This is a genomic window from Rhodococcus sp. SB1D (assembly GCF_048573875.1).
GTDB classification, from domain to species: Bacteria; Actinomycetota; Actinomycetes; order Mycobacteriales; family Mycobacteriaceae; genus Rhodococcus_F; species Rhodococcus_F qingshengii.
Map to the genome: position 1 here is coordinate 212,321 of NZ_JBMAIQ010000007.1, position 19,570 is coordinate 231,890.

At 62.9% G+C, this 19,570-nt stretch carries 17 protein-coding genes and 1 tRNA gene; 6 read left to right on the forward strand and 12 right to left on the reverse strand.

Annotated elements, in window-relative coordinates; all coding sequences use genetic code 11:
- Positions 1-4: 4 nt before the first annotated feature.
- On the reverse strand, positions 5-2,341 hold the full coding sequence (locus ACN50D_RS17650) for an arylsulfatase (protein WP_192712284.1): 2,337 nt from the start codon (positions 2,339-2,341) through the stop codon (positions 5-7).
- A gap of 205 nt (positions 2,342-2,546) precedes the next feature.
- On the opposite strand from ACN50D_RS17650, the gene ACN50D_RS17655 reads away from it, so the two are divergent.
- Positions 2,547-3,215, forward strand: a complete 669-nt coding sequence (locus tag ACN50D_RS17655; RefSeq protein WP_030534932.1) for a TetR family transcriptional regulator — start codon at positions 2,547-2,549, stop codon at positions 3,213-3,215.
- 35 nt (positions 3,216-3,250) lie between these two features.
- Positions 3,251-4,168: a TauD/TfdA dioxygenase family protein gene (locus tag ACN50D_RS17660; RefSeq protein WP_050654720.1), complete on the forward strand. Its 918-nt coding sequence runs from the start codon at positions 3,251-3,253 to the stop codon at positions 4,166-4,168.
- A 1-nt stretch (position 4,169) separates the two neighbouring features.
- Here the strand turns inward: ACN50D_RS17660 and ACN50D_RS17665 are convergent, their stop codons facing one another.
- Together ACN50D_RS17665 and ACN50D_RS17670 are read right to left on the reverse strand one after the other, a co-directional pair.
- On the reverse strand, positions 4,170-5,132 hold the full coding sequence (locus ACN50D_RS17665) for a formylglycine-generating enzyme family protein (RefSeq protein WP_162113700.1): 963 nt from the start codon (positions 5,130-5,132) through the stop codon (positions 4,170-4,172).
- A 49-nt stretch (positions 5,133-5,181) separates the two neighbouring features.
- Positions 5,182-5,257: transfer RNA gene (locus tag ACN50D_RS17670), tRNA-Arg, on the reverse strand.
- 242 nt (positions 5,258-5,499) lie between these two features.
- Here ACN50D_RS17670 and ACN50D_RS17675 point away from each other — a divergent pair.
- Entirely contained in the window at positions 5,500-6,879 is a 1,380-nt protein-coding gene (locus tag ACN50D_RS17675; RefSeq protein WP_168798795.1) for an LLM class flavin-dependent oxidoreductase, read from the forward strand.
- Between the two features lie 9 nt (positions 6,880-6,888).
- Here the strand turns inward: ACN50D_RS17675 and ACN50D_RS17680 are convergent, their stop codons facing one another.
- From ACN50D_RS17680 to ACN50D_RS17700, 5 genes are all read right to left on the reverse strand, one after another.
- The gene (locus tag ACN50D_RS17680; protein ID WP_030534921.1) at positions 6,889-7,887 is read right to left on the reverse strand and encodes a winged helix-turn-helix transcriptional regulator; all 999 of its coding nucleotides are present in this window, start codon (positions 7,885-7,887) and stop codon (positions 6,889-6,891) included.
- Positions 7,888-7,968: 81 nt separating this feature from the next.
- Positions 7,969-8,835, reverse strand: a complete 867-nt coding sequence (locus tag ACN50D_RS17685; protein ID WP_058037859.1) for an acyl-CoA thioesterase — start codon at positions 8,833-8,835, stop codon at positions 7,969-7,971.
- Complete coding sequence (locus ACN50D_RS17690) at positions 8,832-9,656, reverse strand: DUF1295 domain-containing protein (protein ID WP_042451087.1); 825 nt, start codon at positions 9,654-9,656, stop codon at positions 8,832-8,834. Before ACN50D_RS17690 ends, ACN50D_RS17685 begins: the two co-directional genes overlap by 4 nt.
- The gene (locus tag ACN50D_RS17695; RefSeq protein WP_073512707.1) at positions 9,653-10,576 is read right to left on the reverse strand and encodes an SDR family NAD(P)-dependent oxidoreductase; all 924 of its coding nucleotides are present in this window, start codon (positions 10,574-10,576) and stop codon (positions 9,653-9,655) included. Before ACN50D_RS17695 ends, ACN50D_RS17690 begins: the two co-directional genes overlap by 4 nt.
- Complete coding sequence (locus ACN50D_RS17700) at positions 10,573-11,784, reverse strand: acetyl-CoA C-acyltransferase (protein WP_211920729.1); 1,212 nt, start codon at positions 11,782-11,784, stop codon at positions 10,573-10,575. Before ACN50D_RS17700 ends, ACN50D_RS17695 begins: the two co-directional genes overlap by 4 nt.
- A gap of 123 nt (positions 11,785-11,907) precedes the next feature.
- On the opposite strand from ACN50D_RS17700, the gene ACN50D_RS17705 reads away from it, so the two are divergent.
- Genes ACN50D_RS17705 through ACN50D_RS17715 form a run of 3 tightly spaced genes read left to right on the forward strand, consistent with a single transcriptional unit; the run spans position 11,908 to position 15,429 of the window.
- Positions 11,908-13,140, forward strand: coding sequence for an acetyl-CoA acetyltransferase (locus tag ACN50D_RS17705; protein WP_073512708.1), 1,233 nt, complete (start codon positions 11,908-11,910; stop codon positions 13,138-13,140).
- 43 nt (positions 13,141-13,183) lie between these two features.
- Positions 13,184-14,701: a carotenoid oxygenase family protein gene (locus tag ACN50D_RS17710; RefSeq protein ID WP_211920727.1), complete on the forward strand. Its 1,518-nt coding sequence runs from the start codon at positions 13,184-13,186 to the stop codon at positions 14,699-14,701.
- 5 nt (positions 14,702-14,706) lie between these two features.
- A complete protein-coding gene (locus tag ACN50D_RS17715) occupies positions 14,707-15,429 on the forward strand; it encodes a hypothetical protein (RefSeq protein WP_249342790.1) in 723 nt (240 codons plus the stop codon).
- Between the two features lie 74 nt (positions 15,430-15,503).
- On the opposite strand, the gene ACN50D_RS17720 is transcribed toward ACN50D_RS17715, so the two are convergent.
- The 4 genes from ACN50D_RS17720 to ACN50D_RS17735 are packed head-to-tail and all read right to left on the reverse strand — an operon-like array spanning position 15,504 to position 19,550.
- A complete protein-coding gene (locus tag ACN50D_RS17720; protein WP_158170066.1) occupies positions 15,504-17,147 on the reverse strand; it encodes a long-chain-fatty-acid--CoA ligase in 1,644 nt (547 codons plus the stop codon).
- A complete protein-coding gene (locus tag ACN50D_RS17725; protein ID WP_158170065.1) occupies positions 17,144-18,199 on the reverse strand; it encodes a dihydrodipicolinate reductase in 1,056 nt (351 codons plus the stop codon). Before ACN50D_RS17725 ends, ACN50D_RS17720 begins: the two co-directional genes overlap by 4 nt.
- Positions 18,196-18,966, reverse strand: coding sequence for an SDR family oxidoreductase (locus tag ACN50D_RS17730; protein ID WP_021345218.1), 771 nt, complete (start codon positions 18,964-18,966; stop codon positions 18,196-18,198). The genes ACN50D_RS17725 and ACN50D_RS17730 overlap by 4 nt, the downstream gene beginning before the upstream one ends.
- Positions 18,963-19,550, reverse strand: a complete 588-nt coding sequence (locus ACN50D_RS17735; protein WP_042921371.1) for a nuclear transport factor 2 family protein — start codon at positions 19,548-19,550, stop codon at positions 18,963-18,965. Before ACN50D_RS17735 ends, ACN50D_RS17730 begins: the two co-directional genes overlap by 4 nt.
- Between the last annotated feature and the right edge of the window lie 20 nt (positions 19,551-19,570).

Genomic DNA, 19,570 nt, shown 5'->3' on the forward strand with positions numbered 1-19,570 from the left:
TCGATCAGTGCACGGCGAGTGAGATTTTCTCCCGTTCCTCTGCGGACACCACCTCTCGGGTGGATCGTAAGTCGACGGTCACGCTGTGGAGTTTGCCGCCGTAGCGGAACGTGCCCTTGTCCGCGAACTCTTCCGCGACCGGGCTTCCCCGGTTGATGCCGACGTCGAGCTGTTCGTTCATGCTGAAGATCGCCCGAGTGGTCTTCTCGATCCGGCCTTCGGAGACCACCTCGTCGTCGACGCTCAGGGTTGCGGTTCCACCCTTGCCGATTCCGCCGCCGTCGTACTCGAAGTGGACGGACACCTCGCGTGCATTGGGTGCCAGCGGGTTGCGCCCACGCACGAAGGTCCGACCACCGCCGCTGAAGTTGTAGCAGTAGACGGGGACGGAATCGAGTATGTACAAAGCGAATCCGCCGAACCGGCCACCGAGGCTGACCAGCATGCCGTCGGCGACGCTACCCAGACTCGCGGTCAGCGTGTATGAGCGGTTGAAGAACGTCGGCGCGGCTTTCTCGACCAGACCGTTCATGTGTGGGTACAGAGTGAGGGTCTTGCGGCCCATCATCGGATGCGGGGGTCGTGATTCCGCGGTGGCGTGGCGACCGACCGTTCTGTCGTCCAGCGGCAGCACCTGATATTTGGCCGCCTCGACGAGGAACTTTTCCTTGAGCCGGGCCAGGATCTCGGGATGCTCGTCTGCGAGATCGCGGGCCTGCGACCAGTCGACCGAGGTGTCGTACAGCTCCCAACGGTCCTCGCTCATCGGTGTGAGCTCGAGGCCGTGAGTGGCCATCAGCCAGGGTGCGCGGTGGGCCGTGACTGCGGTCCAACCGTAATCGTAGATTCCGCGGTTGCCGAAGATCTCGAAATACTGTGTGGTGTGGCGCTCTTCGGCGTCGGGCTCGGCGAAGGTGTAGTTCATCGCCACGCCTTCCATCGGTTTCTGGGTCACCCCGTCGACGCTGGACGGTGCCGGAATACCGGCAGCTTCCAGGATCGTCGGCGTGATGTCGACGCAGTGATGCCATTGCTCCCTGATGCCTGGCTTGTCGATCCCCTTGGGCCAGTGGGCGATCAGGCCGTTCCGGGTACCGCCGTAATGGGACGCAACCTGCTTGGCCCACTGGTACGGGGTGTCGAGAGCCAGAGCCCACGACGCCGGATAGTGCGGGTAGCTGGTTTCGGTCCCCAATTCGTCGTAGCGCGCCAGTACGTCGGATGTCGCACTCTTGTAACCGTTGAGGCCGGCGAGGTAGTTGAACGAGCCCTCCATTCCGCCTTCCGCGGAAGCGCCGTTGTCACCCATCATGTAGAGCACCAGAGTGTTGTCGAGTACACCCATGTCCTGCAACCGGTCGACGAGCCTGCCTACCTCGTCGTCGGTGTGCTCGAGAAATGCCGCATACAACTCCATCAGACGGGCCGAGACCTTCTTCTGGTCGTCGTCGAGTTCGTCCCAGTGTGGGAGCCCCGGAGCCCACGGGGCCAATTCGGTGTCAGGAGCGACGACGCCCAGTTCCTTCTGCTTTTGGAGGGTGATCTGGCGTTGGCGATCCCACCCGTGATCGAATTCGCCGACGTACTTGTCCAGGTAGCGGTCCGGGACCTGGAGTGGAGCGTGGCACGCGCCGAAGGGGAGGTAGCAGAACCACGGCTTGTCGGGGTCCATCGTGTTGACGCCCTCGACCCATTCGATCGCGTGGTCGACGAGATCCTCTGACAGGTGGTAACCCTCCTGTGGTGTCTTGGGTAAGTCGACCATCGTGAAGTCCTCGTAGAGAACCGGGGTGAACTGGTCGGACTCGGCACCGAGGAAACCGTAGAACTTGTCGAAACCCTCACGGACCGGCCAACGATCGAACGGCCCGGCAGCGGTGGTCTCCCACGTCGGGGTCTGGTGCATCTTGCCGAAAGCACCTGTCGCATAGCCGTTTCCCTGTAGGACGCGTGCGACCGTGGCGGCAGAGGCGGGGCGGGTCCCGTTGTATCCCGGTGCCGCGTTGGCCATTTCGGAGATGACACCCATACCGACACTGTGGTGGTTGCGCCCGGTCAGTGTGGCGGCACGCGTCGGCGAGCACAGAGCCGTGGTGTGGAATCGGCTGTATTTCACGCCGGTTTCGGCCAAACGCTCGGCGGTGGGGGTGCGGCACGGGCCACCGAACGCGGAGGGTGCGCCGAATCCGACGTCGTCGATCATGATCAGCAGCACGTTCGGGGCCCCGGCCGGCGGGCGAAGCGGTTCCGGGCGGGTGTACGGGGGATTCTGATCGGGGTAGTACACGGCGGCCGCGACGTTCGGTGTCTCGGGAATGATCGGAATGGAATGGCGATTCACCAGCAGGCTCCTTGGCGTGTGCAAAACCGGGCGGATTAAGCTGTCGTCTTAATCTGGAGCGTATCGATCGGAATTCAGTTGGCGGCGTATGTCTCGTTGACTGGGACAACTACCCCCGTGAGTGGTTAAGGAGTCCCTGCACTCCCTAACCGCGCACAGGGGATGGGGCTTGCGGAATTAAGACAGTGACTTATATGGTCGGTGTATGCCCGCCTCGTTGGATGCCAAGAACGCCATGATCGCCGTCGCCGAGCGGATGTTCGCCGAGCAAGGTATTCACGAAGTGTCCATGCGGGACGTGGCGACTGCGGCCGGGCAGCGCAACAACTCTGCAGTTCAGTATCACTTCGGTGGGCGAGACGGTCTGGTGCTGGCCGTATTCCGGCATCGGATGGATCAGATCAACGCAGCGCGACTGACGTATCTCGACGACATCGACGCCAGTGGGCGGACCGACTTGGTCCGTGCTTTGGTCGAAGCCTTTCTGTACCCGCTGGCAGATTTTCTGGCGACGGTCGACGGTTCCAACTATGCGAGGTTCATTGCCCGAATCTCACCGTCGGTGGATACGCAGAGTGCTGAGTTCCGCGAGGTCAGCGAGGGGATCAACGAAGTTGTCGTCAGGTTGACGCGGGCGTTGCCGCATCTATCTCGCCGCGTCGCGGTCGAACGGATCGATCTGACGTTCAACATGAGCGTCTCCGCTCTGGCAATCTTCGAGCAGCGCCGCGAAGACGAAAACCCGGTTGTGCAGGCAGATTTCGATACGACAGTGGATCATCTGGTCGATCTCGCGGTAGGAGCACTGACCGCGCCCCAAAGCGCACACAAACGCACACGAGCAAAGCGGGTGCACGCGTCGACTGACGTGTGACCCCGCGACACGACACGACAGGACGGAGTCATTCGATGGCTACCCTTACATCCTCACGAACAGTCCAAATCGGCAATCACACAATCGAATTCGGACCACGCGGAATGAGGCGAAACCCGGAAGGCGTTGAATCGAGGCCGTACGAGCGGTTCACTCTGACACCCGTCACACCATTCATCGGTGCCGAGATCAGCGATATCGACTTGCGTGACCCGTCGGAGGAGCAGATCGAGGACGTGCGTCGGGCCCTCCTCGAATGGAAGGTCGTGTTCTTTCGGGACCAGCCGATTTCGAGCGTGAATCATCGTGACTTCGCGGCCCATTGGGGTGAACTCGAGGTTCATCCACTTCTCCCGCAGGGAGAGGTCCCGGCAGTCGTCAGATTCGAACGCGGAGAGGACAGTCCAGGAACCGAGAACATCTGGCACGTCGACGTCACCTGGACGAAGACGCCGCCGCTCGGTTCAGTACTTCGGGCGATCGACGTACCGCCTGCCGGTGGTGACACGCTCTGGGCTGATATGGGTAACGCCTTCGACTGCCTCCCCGACGAGATCAAGGACTTGATCGACGGCAAGGACGCCATCCACGATTTCGTGCCGTCCTTCGGACGCGGCATGAGCCCGGAGAAGTTGGAACAGATGAAGGAGCAGTACCCGCCGGTCCTGCACCCGATGGTGCGTAAGCATCCGGAGACCGGGCGTAAGACTCTGTTCGTCAACAGCCTTTTCACCACCCACATTCCGGACATGGATCCTGTCGAAGGCAACGATCTGCTCAACCTGCTGTTCGCGCAGGTCAAGGTCCCGGACTTTCAGTGCCGCTTCAAGTGGGCGCCGAATTCCATTGCCTTCTGGGACAACCGGGCTACCCAGCACTACGCAGCGAGTGATTACTTCCCTCATCGCCGCGTCATGGAGCGGGTGGCCATCCTGGGGGACGTGCCCTTCTGATCTACTCCTGCGGAATGCGGATGATGCACCGGAAGCCGACGTGGCAGGTTGAGGACTCCTCGGATTCGCCCTGCCGCGCGGCGGGGCGGTAGCGCAAGCAGTAGTTCGGTGCACACAGATGTGAGCCGCCTTTGATCACCCGTCGTGCGTAGGGTTCGCCCACCAACGCCTCCGTGGCGAACTCCGCTCGGGGATTACGAGGAATGCAGCACGACGAGGCCGGCGCGACGTTCTTGGAACTGCGGGCGTGGTCCGATGTGTAGTGATCGGCCGTCCATTCCCACACGTTCCCGGCCATGTCGAACAGTCCGTAGCCGTTGGGCCGGAACTTTCCGACCGGAGCGGTGCGCTCGTAACCGTCCTCGAGCAGATTCTCCCAGGGGAACTGGCCCTGCCACACGTTGCCACCGGGCCGCCCGCCCGGAGAGTCGTGATCGCCCCACACGTACGCCTGGCGATCGAGTCCACCGCGGGCGGCAAACTCCCACTCGGCCTCGGTCGGGAGTTCCTTGCCGGCCCACGCGGCGTAGGCCTGGGCGTCGAAGTACGACACGTGGGTGACGGGGTGCCGTTCACGTCCCCCGATGTTGCTGTGGGCGCCCTCGGGATGGCGCCAATCGGCGCCGGGAGTGAACGACCACCACTGGGTGTAGTCGTCAAGTGAAACCGGGCCGGGTGGCGAAGTGAAGACCAACGATCCCGGGACGAGGAGGGCTGGATCGGCGTCGGGATAGTCGGCGGCATCCGGGGCGATTTCAGCAGTGGTGACGTGGCCGGTTGCCTTCACGAAGCGTCGGAACTCGGCGACCGTCACCGCCGTCGTGTCCATCCAGAATCCGTCGACGGTGACCTGGTGAACTGGGCGTTCTTCCGGATAGAAATCTTCGGAGCCCATCCAGTACGTCCCACCCGGGATCAAAGACATGTTCTTCGGGGGAGTAGCCGTGGAGTGAGGCGTCGTCATGAATTCAAGAATGGCACGTTGGTCGCGCCGATGTGGGGAGAGTCCCACCTGGTGCCCTCGGCAGGATTCGAACCTGCGACCCTTCCTTTAGGAGAGGAATGCTCTATCCCCTGAGCTACGAGGGCGGGGAGCGTACCGACAAGCGCTGAAAACCCTGTGCTGCCGGGGTTTTCGCTTCCCGATACTGCTGTTGCGTCCGCTCGACCTGTCGGCACGAAGCCTCGGGCGTCACAGCTGCGCTAGTCAGTGTAGCGGCCCGCCGACGAGGTCGCGAAGTCGACGGTATCGCCGGGTGCAAGCAGGAGCCGAACCGATCGCACTGATCGCAATGGTGTTCACCGCGGAGCAGGCACGGCATCGTGCGGGAATGACCCGCAGAATCCGCTTCAACGCCTTTGCCATGAACTGCGTCGCCCACCAATCGCCAGGTCTGTGGCGCCACCCGGAGGACCAGTCGTCCAGGTACACGGATCTGACGTACTGGACGGAGTTGGCGAAGCTCCTCGAGCGTGGAAGATTCGACGGGCTGTTCCTGGCCGACGTGTTGGGAACGTATGACGTGTACGGCGGCAATCACGACGCAGCGCTGCGGCAGGGCGCGCAGGTACCGGTCTCGGACCCGCTACTGCTGGCGTCGGCGATGGCTGCCGTGACCGAGCACTTGGGCTTCGGGATCACCGCAGGTACAGCTTTCGAGCATCCCTACCCGTTCGCTCGGCGCTTGAGCACCCTCGACCACCTGACGAACGGGCGAATCGGGTGGAACGTGGTCACCGGATACCTCCCCTCGGCCGCGCGGAACATGGGCGAGGACGACCAACTCCAGCACGACGATCGCTACGACCACGCGGACGAGTACCTCGAAGTTCTCTACAAGTTGTGGGAAACGTCGTGGGAAGACGACGCGGTGGTGCGTGACAGAACCACCGGGGTCTACACGGACCCCGCCAAGGTTCATCCGATCGAGCACGAAGGCAAGCACTTCACGGTTCCGGGCATCCACATCTCCGAACCTTCTCCACAGCGGACGCCGGTCATCTTCCAGGCCGGCGCGTCGCCTCGTGGGGTGCGGTTCGCCGCTGAGAATGCCGAGGCGATCTTTGTGGGTGCACCGACAAAGGCGATTCTCAAAGACACCGTTGCTCGAATCCGAAACGAACTGACGAAGGTCGGGCGAGATCCGTACTCGGCCCGCATCTACACACTGTTGACGATCATCACCGACCGAACCCCTGAGTTGGCCCAGGCGAAGCTCGAGGACTACCGCAGCTACGCGAGTAGTGAAGGCGCGCTCGTTTTCACCTCGGGGTGGATGGGAATCGACCTCTCCGGATACCGAGCGGACGAGCCGATCGGGAACGTCGAGAGCAATGCCATTCAATCCGCGGTCGCATCGTTTCGTCAGGCCGACGAGAAAGGCGGCGAATGGACGGTGGGGGACATCGCGGAGTGGGCGGGCATCGGCGGGCTCGGCCCGATCGTTGTCGGTTCCGGCGCGGAGGTCGCCGACGAGTTGCAGGAGTGGGTGTCCGAGACCGACGTCGACGGTTTCAATCTCGCGTACGCGGTGACTCCTGGAACCTTCGAAGACATTGTGGAGCATGTGATTCCGGAGCTGACCAAACGAGGTGCCTACCAGGGCGACTACGACGAGGGAACGCTGCGCAACAAACTGTTCGGGCGAGGGGACAGGCTGCCGCTCGAACACCGAGGCCGGAGCTTCGACCGGATCCGCACTGCCGGCTGAGCGGGGACCTCAGGACCAACCGGACCCGGGTACGTGAACCGAGGTGGTGAGGTCGACGGCCTCGATGTCCGAAGACCTCAACTCTTCACCACACACACTGCAACCCAAGCGCGCTTCGAACCGTTTACCGCAGGCCTTGTGATGGAGAACGATGTCCGGGCCGTCCGCGGATCTGAACCAACGCTGACCCCAGGAGATCATGCACATCACCACGGGGAAATACGCCGTGCCCTTGGCGGTGAGTCGATACTCCGACCACTGTGGGCGACCGGGAAGCGGACGCGTTTCCATTACACCGATCTCGGTGAGGTGCTTCAAGCGATCCGCGACTATCGCCGGTGGTGCACCGGTGATCTCGGCGAACTCTCCGTAGCGGCGAGCGCCTCGGAAAGCTGCACCGATGATCGCCGCTGACCAGCGATTGCCGACAAGTTCCATCGTGTGAGCCAGAATCTCCGGACGGCGTTCGGACTTGGTGGAGCGTCGCCGCGATGTTGCTTCCGGGACACTGCGTGAGAAGTCCCCACTCGGACCCATTTGGGAGTCCAGGGATCGTACGTCCACGTCCTCGCCGCACTCCTTGCAGCGCAGGATCGGGGTGAAGTCGTTTCCGCAGGTGCTGTGCCGCAGTGGTGGAAGCGGCTGGGTTTCATTGGGCGCCCACTGCTTCTCCCACGACCACATGGTGATGAGGACGGGCCAGATCGACTGCCCTTTGCGGGTGACCGAGTATTCGTGCCTGGGCGGGTTCTGCTGATACTCACGACGCTCGAGCATTCCGCCGGCCGTCAGGACCGCCAACCGTGAGGACAATACGGAGTTGGAGATTCCCCCGAGGGCGAGCCAGTCGTTGTATCGCCGCGACCCCAACAGGGCGAATCGCAGAATCCAGAGGTTCCACTCGTCCCCCAACAACCCGAGCGTGACGGCCAGTGCGTTCGGACCGCCGGCAGGCAACTCGGTGACGCCCGCCGACGCGGTGGGTGTCGAAGATCCGGCTGCATTCACTCGTACCACCCCGAAATCATAGGCCGCGCACCCTGCGGCACCGCGAGACCGTACCGAATGGTCTGCAGAAAGAGTCGGGAATCACTCGGTGCGGGCAATGAGTAACGCTTCCTGAGTGATCTGGCAGATCTGGAGTCCGGATCGATCGAAGACCGCCGCATTCACTACTGCTCTGCCGGTGTGAGCTGTGGGGGTCGAGTGCTCGAAGAGCAGCCACTCGTCCGCCCGCACAGGGCGTTGAAACCACATCGTGTGATCGAGGGACACACCAGTCCAGTCCGTGTCGAGCGAGTGCTCCTGCCCGATGTCGTAGCCGTGCGGAGTCAGCGCGGTTGCCATCAGCATCAGATCACTGGCATAGGCGAGAGCAGCCACGTGAATCAGTGGATCGTCGCTCAGCCGCTGAGCCGAACGCATCCAGATGTTGCGCGGAGGCGCCGCCGAATGCGTCGTGGGGGACTGCGAATCGATGGGGGACACACGAATCTCGATGGCGGAGAACTCCTCCCACACCTCTCCCAACCCACCGTCTGCCTCGGCCAACTCCTGCAACGTCACGCACTCAGCGGGCGGGAGTGCGGCGGGTACTGCGCGACTGTGAGTGATGCCCTCGTCGATCGAGGAGGCAGAGACCGTCGAACGGCAGACGAGTCGTCCGTCCTGGTGGACGTCGACGCCTCTGGTGGACAGGCGTTTTCCGTCCCGAAGGCGATCTACCGAGAACTCGGTCGCGCGATTCGTCGACCCCGGGCGAAGGAAGTGGGTGTGGACGGAACTGATCGCTTTGCCGTCGGTAACCGTGTGCCCGGCTGCGAGAATCGACTGGGCTACCAGTTGGCCGCCGAACAGCTGAGGCAGCCGAACACCGTCGTTCGACCCTTGCCACCGGTCCGGGCCGGTCGATTCCAGATCGAAGACGTCGGCGAGACCACTCGTGGGGGCGCTCACGACGCGTGGTTTCGTGCCGGACGGGGTGGACGAGGTAAGAATCCGCTGGTCCGGGCTACGTAGTCGTCGTAGGCCTGCCCCTTGCTCTTGCGCATGCCGCGTTCGAGAAGGGCCTTACCGCTGTAGCTCACCAGCAGTTTGATCATGACGATCGGAGAGACGATCGTGATCAGCGCCAATGGATCACCAAGCGCGAGGATGAACAGTCCGACCCAGACGCATGCATCACCGAAGTAGTTGGGATGGCGGGTCCAGGCCCAGAGCCCACGGTCCATCACCTTCCCGGCATTGGCCGGATCAGCTTTGAAGCGGGAAAGTTGGTAGTCTCCAACCGATTCGAAGACGAAGCCGACGGTCCAGACCGCGATGCCGATCGCGCCGAGGACTCCGAGGGCGCGAAACTCGTACATCGCGAACTGGACGGGCAGCGACACCACGAGAATGAGAACGCCCTGGAGGCCGTAGATTTTGCGAATCAGGAACGGAACCAGCGGTCCCTGTTGATGTTTGAGCAGGGCAGTGTAGCGCTTGTCCTGCCCGTGCCCACGGTTTCGGAAGCCGATGTAGAGGCCGAGTCGCATTCCCCACACCACGGTCAGAGCCAGCACGACGAGGCGACGCAGATCGTTGCCGTCCGACCCGATGGACGTCAGGTACGAGACGACGGCGACGACGGCGAAGCCAGGCCCCCAGCAGATGTCGATGATCGAGTGATTGTTCATCCGGATGGCGACGGCCATCACGACTGCGATGAAGACGAGGACGGCGAGTGCGCTCACACCGAAGTTCAGTGCAAGATCGCCCAGTGGGATGTCGGTCATGCGCGCGCTTTCCGATTGTGGTGGTCGAGCAGTTCGGAAGCGAAGTCCGCGAAGGCTTCCTGTGCGCTCGGATAGGTGTGAGGAGCGCCGAGTCGGCTGGTCACGAGTAGCGCGTCGAGCGCTTTGGCATCGAGTTCTGTGGTGGTGGGCAAGAATTCGGTCGAGCCCTCGACGGCGTCTGCCGAACGCACCCCGTTGCCTGCCGTGACGATCACCTGCCCGTTGGTCGTGGACTCGGGATCGACGAGGGCGGTGACCACCGGGGCTACCAGGTCGGCACCCATGATGTCGATGAATCGTGGATCCATTCCGGATTCGGTCATCTGCGTAGTGGCATAGGGCAGTACGACATTGGTGAACACATTGCGACTCGCTCCTTCGCCGGCTGCGGTGCGTCCCAATGCGATGACGGCACCCTTGCTGGCGGCGTAGGCGGACACGGTGGGTTCTCCGTGCAGTCCTGCGGTCGAGGCAATCATCACGATGCGCCCGAATCCGGCTTCGCGCATCACTCGGGAGGCTTCGGCGGCGACCAGTGCGGTTCCGACGACGTTTGTCGTGATGACGGTGCTGAGGTTCTCGGCGGTGGTGCGATGAAGCATCTGTGGACCGCTGACCGCGGCGCTGGTGATGCAGAAGTCGAGTCGTCCGAACCGAGTGAGAGCGTCGTCCACCAACTTTCGGCCGACCTCGGGGTCGGTGACGTCGTCGTGGTTGGCGACGGCCTGTCCACCGGCTTCGAGGATTTCGTCGACAACCTGATCTGCAGGGCCTCGGCCGCTCGAATCGAGTGTGCGATTTCGATTGTTGACGATCACCGTGACCCCTCGGCTCGCGAGATGCAGTGCGACGGCACGGCCGAGGCCCTTACCCCCTCCCGTGACGACGGCAACGCGGCCAGAGAGTGAACTGACGGTCATGAGGCGATCCGTTCGACGAGCACCGCGACTCCGACACCGGCGGCGCCGCTGACCGCGGCCACACCGTAGCGTCCGTCGCTCCGTACCAGTTCGTCGACACATGCGCCGACGAGAATTGCTCCGGTGGCGCCGAATGCATGGCCCATCGCCATCGTGCCTCCGTTGGGGTTCATGCGGTCCGGCCCGGCGTCAAGATCGCGGCGGAACCGTAGGCAGAGTGCGGAGAACGCCTCTGCGAACTCGAACACGTCGATGTCCTGTGGACGAAGCCCGGCTCGCGCGATGACTGCCTCCACGGCGCTCTGGCCCGCAGTGAGCATGAGGACCGGATTCACCGAAGTCGAGGCGGATCCGATGATCCGTGCGCGAGGGGTCAAGCCGGCTCTCGCCGCGGCTTTCTCGGATCCGAGGAGTAGGAGCGCTGCGCCGTCGGCCATGGCGGGAGAGGATCCGACGGTGTGCAGGTGTTCGATCTTGCCGACCTCAGGGTAGGCGGCGAGCGCGAGTGCATCCTGACCGGCGGCGCCGAGCCCTTCGAAGGCGGCAGGCAGCGCTGCGAGTCCCTCTGCCGTCGTCTCTGCCCTGACCAGTTCGTCGTGGGCTGTTCCCGCTTCTCCGTTTCTGCCGGGGACAGGCACAACGGACCGCTCGAATGCGCCGTTGCGCCAGGCCTCGGCAGCCTTGTGTTGGGTTTCGACGCCGTACGCATCCAACTCGTCGCGGGAGTACCCCTCGATCGTGGCATTCAAGTCGGCGGCAACACCCATATGGATGGAACCGATCTGCGCGATAGTTGCCGGATCGGTCCACAGCGGTCCGCGATCACTGAACATCGGAGTCCGGGAGACGCTTTCGACGCCACCGGCCACGACGAGGGACACGTCGTCGCCGCGAATGCGGGCCGCGCTCTGGCCGACTGCGTCGACGCCGGATGCGCAGAATCGATTGAGGGTTGCGCCGGGGACGGAGTCGCCCCAACCGGCAAGGAGTGCGGCAGTTCTCGCGATGTTCGCGCCCTGCTCGTCCACCTGCGATGCGCAACCGAGAACGACGTCGTCGATCTGTTCTGCGGCGAGGTTCGTTCTACCCTGCAGAGCCTTGGCCAGATGGACGACAAGGTCCACGGGGCTGTGTTCGTGGAGGGCGCCTCGCGCCGATGCTCGACCGCGCGGCGTGCGCACGTAGTCGAGGACAAAAGCATCAGTCATTTTCAACCCTTCAATTAGTAGAGTTACTCTGCTAGTTGTAGTACGGTTGCGGTGAAATTACAACCGCCGTTGCGCGGGTATCTCGGTGACGTCACCGAGGCCGGATCGGCAAGGGGAGAGGTCATGACTGTTTCGAACATTTGGATTCTCGGCGGGTACCAATCCGACTTCGCACGGAACTTCACCCGTGAGGAACTCGATTTCGCGAACCTTGCCGAAGAGGTGGTGAACCACACCCTGGACGCGGCGAAGGTTCCTGCCACCGACATAGAGGTGATCCACGTCGGTAATGCCTTCGGGCAATTGTTTGCCGGCCAAGGTCAGCTGGGCGCGATGCCCGCCACCGTGCATCCAGACCTGTGGGGTGTGCCCTCGTCTCGGCACGAGGCGGCGTGCGCATCGGGCAGTATCGCTGTACTTGCAGCGATGGCAGACCTGCGCGCCGGCAACTACGACGCGGCTCTGGTGATGGGTATCGAACTGGAGAAGACGGTTCCGGGTGATGACGCGGCCGGCCATCTGGGCGCTGCAGCCTGGGTCGGACACGAAGGTCAGGAAGCAAAATTCATGTGGCCGTACATGTTCGACCGTGTGTCGAAGGAGTACGGGCGGCGTTACGGGATCGACGAATCTCACCTTCGCACGATCTCGCAGATCAACTTCGCAAACGCGAAGAACAACCCCAACGCGCAGACACGCGGTTGGGCGGTACCCGATCTGCTCGGGAATGCAGGCGGCGACGACGCCACCAATCCTGTTGTGGAAGGCGGTGTTCGACGATTCGATTGCAGCCAGGTGACCGACGGTGGCGCCGGGGTGGTGCTGGTGACGGACAAGTACCTGCGTGAACACCCTGGTGCTGCGGCGACTCCGCTGGCCCACATCGCGGGCTGGGGTCATCGGACTGTTGGTTTAGGTCTCGAGCAGAAGCTGGCCCGCGACGCCGATAATCCCTACGTGATGCCACACGTTCGGGATGCGGTGATGGGTGCCTTCTCCCGGGCCGGAGTCGACCTGGCCGGGATAGACGGGATCGAAACACATGATTGTTTCACGGCGAGTGAGTATCTCGCGATCGACCACATCGGTCTGACCGCACCCGGCGAGTCGTGGAAAGCCATCGAGAGTGGTGACATCGCCATGGGCGGCAAGCTACCGATCAACCCCAGCGGCGGTCTGATCGGCGGTGGTCATCCGGTGGGTGCCAGTGGTGTCCGAATGCTTCTCGACGCGGCCCATCAGGTGACGGGAACGGCCGGCGGTTTCCAAGTCGAGGGTGCGAGCCGCTTTGCGACGCTCAACTTCGGTGGAAGTACGGCCACCACCGTCAGTTTTGTCGTCGACGCAGTTTCCTGAAAGTGCAGTCCAGCCTTTCCCCATCAGTCGAAAAGAGAATTCCATGGACGTCGAAATCGTAGGCAAGTTGTTGTCCACCCTTCCCGCCGATGACGATCACCCGTATCGCACCGGCCCGTGGCAACCCCAGACCACCGAGTTCAAAGCGGACAACCTCGAAGTCGTATTCGGTGAGGTTCCGAAAGACCTCGACGGTGTCTACCTGCGTAACACCGAGAATCCGCTCCATCCCTCGATGAAGGCGTATCACCCCTTCGACGGTGACGGCATGATTCACATCGTGGGCTTTCGCGACGGAGAGTCGTTCTACCGCAACCGATTCGTACGTACCGACGGCTTGGCGGCCGAGCAGGACGCCGGCGCTGCGTTGTGGGCCGGGCTTGCCGAGTCTCCCAAACTCAGTCGCCCCGAGGGCGGCAAGGGTGCGCGCACCCGGATGAAGGACGCGTCCAGCACCGACGTCGTCGTTCACAGGGGGACTGCTCTCACCAGCTTCTACCAGTGCGGAGATCTGTATCGTCTCGATCCGATGTCGGCGGAGACACTCGGCAAGGAAAGCTGGAACGGCAAGTTCCCCTTCGAATGGGGTGTGTCCGCGCATCCGAAGGTGGACGACAAGACCGGAGAAATGCTGTTCTTCAACTACAGCAAGGAAGCGCCGTACATGCACTACGGCGTCGTGGACTCGGCCAACGAGTTGGTCCACTACGTCGACGTCCCGCTTCCAGGTCCACGCTTGCCGCACGACATGGCCTTCACGGAGAACTACGCGATCCTCAACGACTGCCCCTTGTTCTGGGATCCGGTTCTGCTGGAGAAGGGCGCGCACGTCGCGAATTTCCATCCCGATATCCCGCTCCGTCTCGGAGTCATCCCACGCCGCGGAAACACCGCTGACATCAAGTGGTTCGAGGCCGATCCGACCTATGTCCTGCACTTCGTGAACGCCTACGAAGAGGGGGACGAGATTGTTCTGGACGGTTTCTACCAGGGTGATCCGGAACCGTCGGACAACGGTATGGGCAATCAGTGGGAGCGCGCCTTCCGTTTCCTCGCTCTCGATCGCATGCAGACCCGGCTTCACCGCTGGCGTTTGAACCTGGTCACCGGAGCCACGCGTGAAGAGCAACTCAGTGACTCGATCACTGAATTCGGCATGATGAACAGCAATTTCGCGGGTGAGAAGTACCGATACGCTTATGCGGCTTCGGGTAAGCCGTCGTGGTTCCTGTTCGACGGCTTGGTCAAACACGACCTGCTGACGGGGAACGAGGAACGATTCTCCTTCGGTGACGGCGTGTATGGAAGCGAGACCTCGATGGCACCACGCGTGGGTGGTACCGCCGAAGACGACGGCTATCTCATCACGTTGACCACTGACATGAACGAGGACGCGTCCTTCTGCTTGATCTTCGACGCTGCCCGCGTCGGAGACGGACCATTGTGCAAACTTCGCCTTCCCGAACGGATTTCGAGTGGCACCCACTCGACGTGGGCGCCGGGTGCCGAGCTCCGACGCTGGCAGAGTGCCGACACCGCAGCCGAAGCGGTCGGACTGTGACGGGCATGCACGACGCGGGCACGTGGGAGACCCTGCGGCAGGTGGTGATCGGTGCACGAGACCTGGACAAGACCGGTCAACAACTACGTGAAGCGTTGAATCTGGCACCAGGATTCACAGATCCACTGCTCGAAGACATCGGTTTGGCCGACGAGACCTTGGCCGTCGGGCCGCAGGCATTTCTCGAGATCGTCGCACCGCTCGACGAGACGGTCTCGCTGGCGAGATGGATCCGCAAGGGCGGAGGGGAGGGCGGCTATGCACTCTCGATCCAGGTTTCGAACATCGAGCCCTATCTGGAACGTGCAGCTGCGGCCGATGTTCGGACGGTGGCAGATCTCGAGGCCTACGGTCACCGGATCGTCCAACTTCATCCCGGTGATCTCGGACTGCTCGTAGAACTCGACGAGATTCCCGACGCCGACGAGTGGTTCTGGGATGAGACGGAGAATGAGGTTTCCCTCGATCCCTGGGTCGACGACATCCTCGGCGTCGACGTGTCCTCGCCCGATCCGGCGAGGACGGCGACGCTGTGGGCCGAAGTGTTCGGAAAGAAACCGGTCTCGGCGCAACCACTCTCGATCAGGCTGGGATCACGCGTCGTGTCGTTCGTTCCGGGGGAGCGGTCGATGCTCACTGCAATCGATCTGGCGGCGTCGAGCGGCGCGTCTGCCGTCGAGCCCGGGCTGAGTGTCGGCGGCGTGGAATTCCGGATTCACCCACGCTGAGCGTGCTTCACATCGAATGACAGAAATCGGGGCCGATCGCTCGAAGCGACCGGCCCCGAATTCGTGTCATGGACTCAAGCGAAGTCCTGTCGCAAACGAGTCTTGAGCAGCTTCCCGCTAGCGTTGCGTGGCAGCTCCTCGATGAACCGAACCGCACTGGGGCACTTGAAGTGAGCCAGTCGTTCGCGTGACCACTCGATGATCTCCGCTTCGGTTGCATCCGAATCAGCAGCTCGAACGACCACGGCAAGGGGAGTCTCACCCCACCGATCGGAGTGAACGCCGACTACCGCGACCTCGCGGATGCCGGGGTGCCCGGAGAGAACACTCTCCACCTCGGCCGGATAGACGTTCTCACCGCCGGAGACGATCATGTCCTTGAGGCGGTCGTGGAGGTAGAGATAGCCGTCCTCGTCGAACGATCCGCCGTCTCCGGTGCGAAGCCAGTCGCCGTCCAACATGGTGGCCGCAGTGGCTGCTTCGTTACGCCAGTAACGCTTCATGACGTGAGCGCCGCCGATGACGACCTCTCCGCGGGTACCGACCGGGACGTCTTCGAGCGTCACGGGATCGACTATGCGGATGGGCACTCCGAACATCGGCTGCCCGACGGACTTCAACCGATGCGCGGTCGACTCGTCGGTCGCCCGATGATCTTCCGGGGTCAGCATGGTGACGCCGCCGGTCGACTCGGTGAGACCGTATGCCTGCAGGAAACTACACCCGAAGACCTCGGTCGCGTCTTGCAACAGGGGCAGTGGCATCGGCGCGGCTCCGTAGACCAGGAACTGCAGGGCACTCCAATCTGCCTCGCGCACAGCCGGAAGGGAGGTCAGGACGCTGATCACCGCGGGAACGGCGACCGCATGCGTGACTTTGTACTCCTGCATCAGCGCGACGAGTTCGAGAGGTCCGGCGATGGTCTCGAGCAGTAGAGCGCCACCGCCGAGCGTCGTGACCAGGGCGAGACCCAGTCCGGCCACATGGAAGAACGGAACCGGGCACATAGCCACGGAGTCGGTGTCGAGATCGAGCAGGTGATACATGGTGGCGAGGGCACGGCCGAGGTTGGCGCCGGTGAGTTCGATTCCCTTGGGGTGACCGGTGGTTCCCGACGAGTAGAAGATCAGCGCTGTGTCGTCGGGGCGGCGCGACGACCCCGGATCGTCGTCGCCGACACCGGAAAGCCAGTCGTTCCACGAGATCGAGTTTCCGGAACCGTCCACCGTGACGACGGTACGGACGCTACCGACCGCCGCGGCGACGTCGGAGAGGCCCTCATCGCCTGCTCCGAGTACGACGACGGTCGGCTCGCTGTTGCTCAGGATGTAGTCGACCTCGCCCGGTGCCAGCCGATTGTTGACGGCCGTCAGAATCGAGCCCATCTTCGAAGATCCGTACAGGACGGAGAGGAACGACGGTGCATTGGCCCCGATGTACGCCACCCGGTCGCCGGGTCGAACACCATCGCGCAGAAGTGCATTCGCGACACGATTTGTTTCGATGTCGAGTTCGCGGAAACTGGTACGCCCGTCATCGGAGATGACGGCGGTGCTCTCCGGACTGGCAATCGCCCGGCTGCGCAGCAAGTCTTCCAGATTCTGCACGGGGCGACCGTCGGGCAGGAGCGCGTTCACGGAAGGTTCACGGACGGCAGGTTCACGGGTGGCAGGTTCACGGGTGGCAGTCGAACCTACGGCCGTCGGCTGAGTTGTCATGCTGAATGCTCCAATCTGAAGGGGGCAAAGACAGGGGGTTCGAAAATGCCGGCGGGAGCAGCGAGTACATGCTCGACGGCGCGTAGTGCCGGGCCTGCAGTGATGAACTGACCGGCTGTCGTGCGACTGTTCGGATCTTGTGGTTCGACCAGGTTGACGGTCATCACGATCTCGGGTTTGCCGAAGAGGTGGACTTCCCATTGGTCCCGTCCCGCGTATTCGTCGCGATCAGGTTCCATGGTCCAGATGATGGCGAGGGTGAGGAACTGCTTTCCGTCGACCATTGCGTGCCAGCGCCATTCGGTGGTTCCGACGGTTCCCGCGGCGATGCGTCCGGCGGCGACGTCGAGATCCGTACGTGCCGGAACGACCCTGTGATCGGACACGACCTCGTCGTAGGTGACGCCCAGGCGCTCGCACATGAACGCGATGGTCTCGAGGTACAGCGACGCGTACAGCGAGGGCAACGGCCCGGTTCCGTCCAGTTCCTCCGGGGGCGAACCCATTCCCATGACGGTGAACGCGAAGTCGGGGTCAGGCATGCCGCGAGCGTCGAGCACCTCGTCGATCGTAATTCGGTCGAGTTCGATCGATGTTCCCGTCAGCGCCAACGCCAATCGCTCGCCGATGACACCTGGGCTCACGCCGACCCCGTAGAGCGTCGAATCGCCTTCCTTGCATGCTTGGGCGAACATGTGCTCGCGTTCGGTGCCGTGTGCGCGGGGGAAGTGCTGCCCGGCCGTCGTGATCACGTTGATCCCGGCGCGAAGCAGACGGCACAGATCGTCGTCGTGGCGTTCGTACGGAATCTGCAACCGCGGACTGTGGATGAGAACCTGTGGGCGCGAGCGGATGATCTCGTCCACGTCGCGTGTAGCGATCACCCCCGTCGGTGCTCGTCTGGCGATGTCACCGGCGTCTCGACCCGCCTTGGCGTCGCTGTACACGTAGAGGCCGACCAACTCGAGGTCGGGACGATCGATGATTCCGCGTAGCGCCGTCTTGCCGATGGCGCCGGTCGCCCACTGGGCAACACGAATCGGATCGCTCATGATCGGGTGGTCAGTTCGCCGGCGAAGAGGAGCTTGCCCAGTCCGCGTTCGTACCGAATCGGGTCGCGGGCCAGGCGCGCACGCGCGTCGATTGCCATGAAATCGGTGTCGCACGTCCACTCGCCGCGTTGCATGGCGGCGAGTCCGGTTGCCGCGATGTCGAGAGGGTTTTCCTTGTGGCCCTGCACATGTGACGCCATGCGGGTGTCGACGCTGCCGACGATCAACGACGTGACGGTGATGCCGTGCGGTTCGAGTTCGGCGCGAGCGATGCCGCCGAGCGACAGAGCAGCCGCCTTGGCCGGTGAATAGCCACCCATGAAGGCGGTCGGAGCGATTGCGGCCACCGACAGGACGTTGACTATCGATCCTCCGCCGCGGGCGGCGAGTACCGGCGCGAAGGCGCGGATCATCGTCAGAGGCCCGAAGTAGTTGACCTCCATCTCGGCTCGCGCAGCCGCTTGGTCGTAGGCCTCGATCAACCGATTCCCGGTGAACAGTCCGGCATTGTTGACGACCACTGTGGTGTCACCGCACTCCCTGGCCGCTGCATCGACGAGTCCTGGATCGGTCACGTCGAGTTCGACGATGTGTGCTCCGGTGGATCGCAGCTCGGCGGGCGCCTCGTCGGGATTTCTCACCCCTGCATAAATTTTGGCGGCACCCATCGACTTCGCCTGTTGGACGAAGGCCAAGCCGAGCCCTCGATTGGCGCCGGTGACGAGGACAGTCGCGCCCTCTATCGGCGTTCCGCGAAACCTTGTCATGAGTGCTCCTGTGTCTGCCGGGTGTAGATGAGGTCGTCGGGAAATTTCTTGCTCTTCTTCAAGGACGTTTCAGGCGCGAGCATCCCGAAGATCCAGCCTTCGGCTGTGGCCATGTCGTGGTTCCAGTCCCACCGCAGGGCGCGGTGGCGGATTCCCCACCTGCCGTCCTCGTAGCCGAAGCGGTCGATCAGGCGCGCCGAGGTGAGTGTGTCGGCTATGCCGTCCGAGTGCTTGATTCGTGCGAAGGCAAGCACGTAGGACTCGACGTGTGCTGTGTCCCCGTCGAGTTCGATCAGGACGTTGGTCATTGCGTGGGTGGTCAGTGACCGTGGGTGAGTGATGGCCCCGGCGATGTGGTCGATGTAGTCGTCGGCGGTGCCGGTGAAGACACCCCCGTGGTCTTCGGTTGCGCCGGGTAGATAACACCGCCTGGCGTCCTCGACGTCTCCGCGATCGGCAGCTCGGAGGAAACGAGCCAGAACCTCGTAGATTTCCTGCTTGGCGACGAGAGCGTCGACCGGGCTGTAGTCCCTGACGTCTGGGCCCCCGCCGCTGTCGACTGCGTGAATGTTGTTGGACCTCACGATGATGTCCCTTCTCGGCT

What these genes read in the sequence shown, in the direction of transcription:
- ACN50D_RS17655 (WP_030534932.1), top strand. Translation starts at nt 2,547, where the DNA reads ATGCCCGCCTCGTTGGATGCCAAGAACGCCATGATCGCCGTCGCCGAG.
- ACN50D_RS17660 (WP_050654720.1), top strand. Translation starts at nt 3,251, where the DNA reads ATGGCTACCCTTACATCCTCACGAACAGTCCAAATCGGCAATCACACA.
- ACN50D_RS17665 (WP_162113700.1), bottom strand. Translation starts at nt 5,132, where the DNA reads ATGACGACGCCTCACTCCACGGCTACTCCCCCGAAGAACATGTCTTTG.
- ACN50D_RS17675 (WP_168798795.1), top strand. Translation starts at nt 5,500, where the DNA reads ATGACCCGCAGAATCCGCTTCAACGCCTTTGCCATGAACTGCGTCGCC.
- ACN50D_RS17690 (WP_042451087.1), bottom strand. Translation starts at nt 9,656, where the DNA reads ATGACCGACATCCCACTGGGCGATCTTGCACTGAACTTCGGTGTGAGC.
- ACN50D_RS17695 (WP_073512707.1), bottom strand. Translation starts at nt 10,576, where the DNA reads ATGACCGTCAGTTCACTCTCTGGCCGCGTTGCCGTCGTCACGGGAGGG.
- ACN50D_RS17700 (WP_211920729.1), bottom strand. Translation starts at nt 11,784, where the DNA reads ATGACTGATGCTTTTGTCCTCGACTACGTGCGCACGCCGCGCGGTCGA.
- ACN50D_RS17705 (WP_073512708.1), top strand. Translation starts at nt 11,908, where the DNA reads ATGACTGTTTCGAACATTTGGATTCTCGGCGGGTACCAATCCGACTTC.
- ACN50D_RS17710 (WP_211920727.1), top strand. Translation starts at nt 13,184, where the DNA reads ATGGACGTCGAAATCGTAGGCAAGTTGTTGTCCACCCTTCCCGCCGAT.
- ACN50D_RS17715 (WP_249342790.1), top strand. Translation starts at nt 14,707, where the DNA reads ATGCACGACGCGGGCACGTGGGAGACCCTGCGGCAGGTGGTGATCGGT.
- ACN50D_RS17720 (WP_158170066.1), bottom strand. Translation starts at nt 17,147, where the DNA reads ATGACAACTCAGCCGACGGCCGTAGGTTCGACTGCCACCCGTGAACCT.
- ACN50D_RS17725 (WP_158170065.1), bottom strand. Translation starts at nt 18,199, where the DNA reads ATGAGCGATCCGATTCGTGTTGCCCAGTGGGCGACCGGCGCCATCGGC.
- ACN50D_RS17730 (WP_021345218.1), bottom strand. Translation starts at nt 18,966, where the DNA reads ATGACAAGGTTTCGCGGAACGCCGATAGAGGGCGCGACTGTCCTCGTC.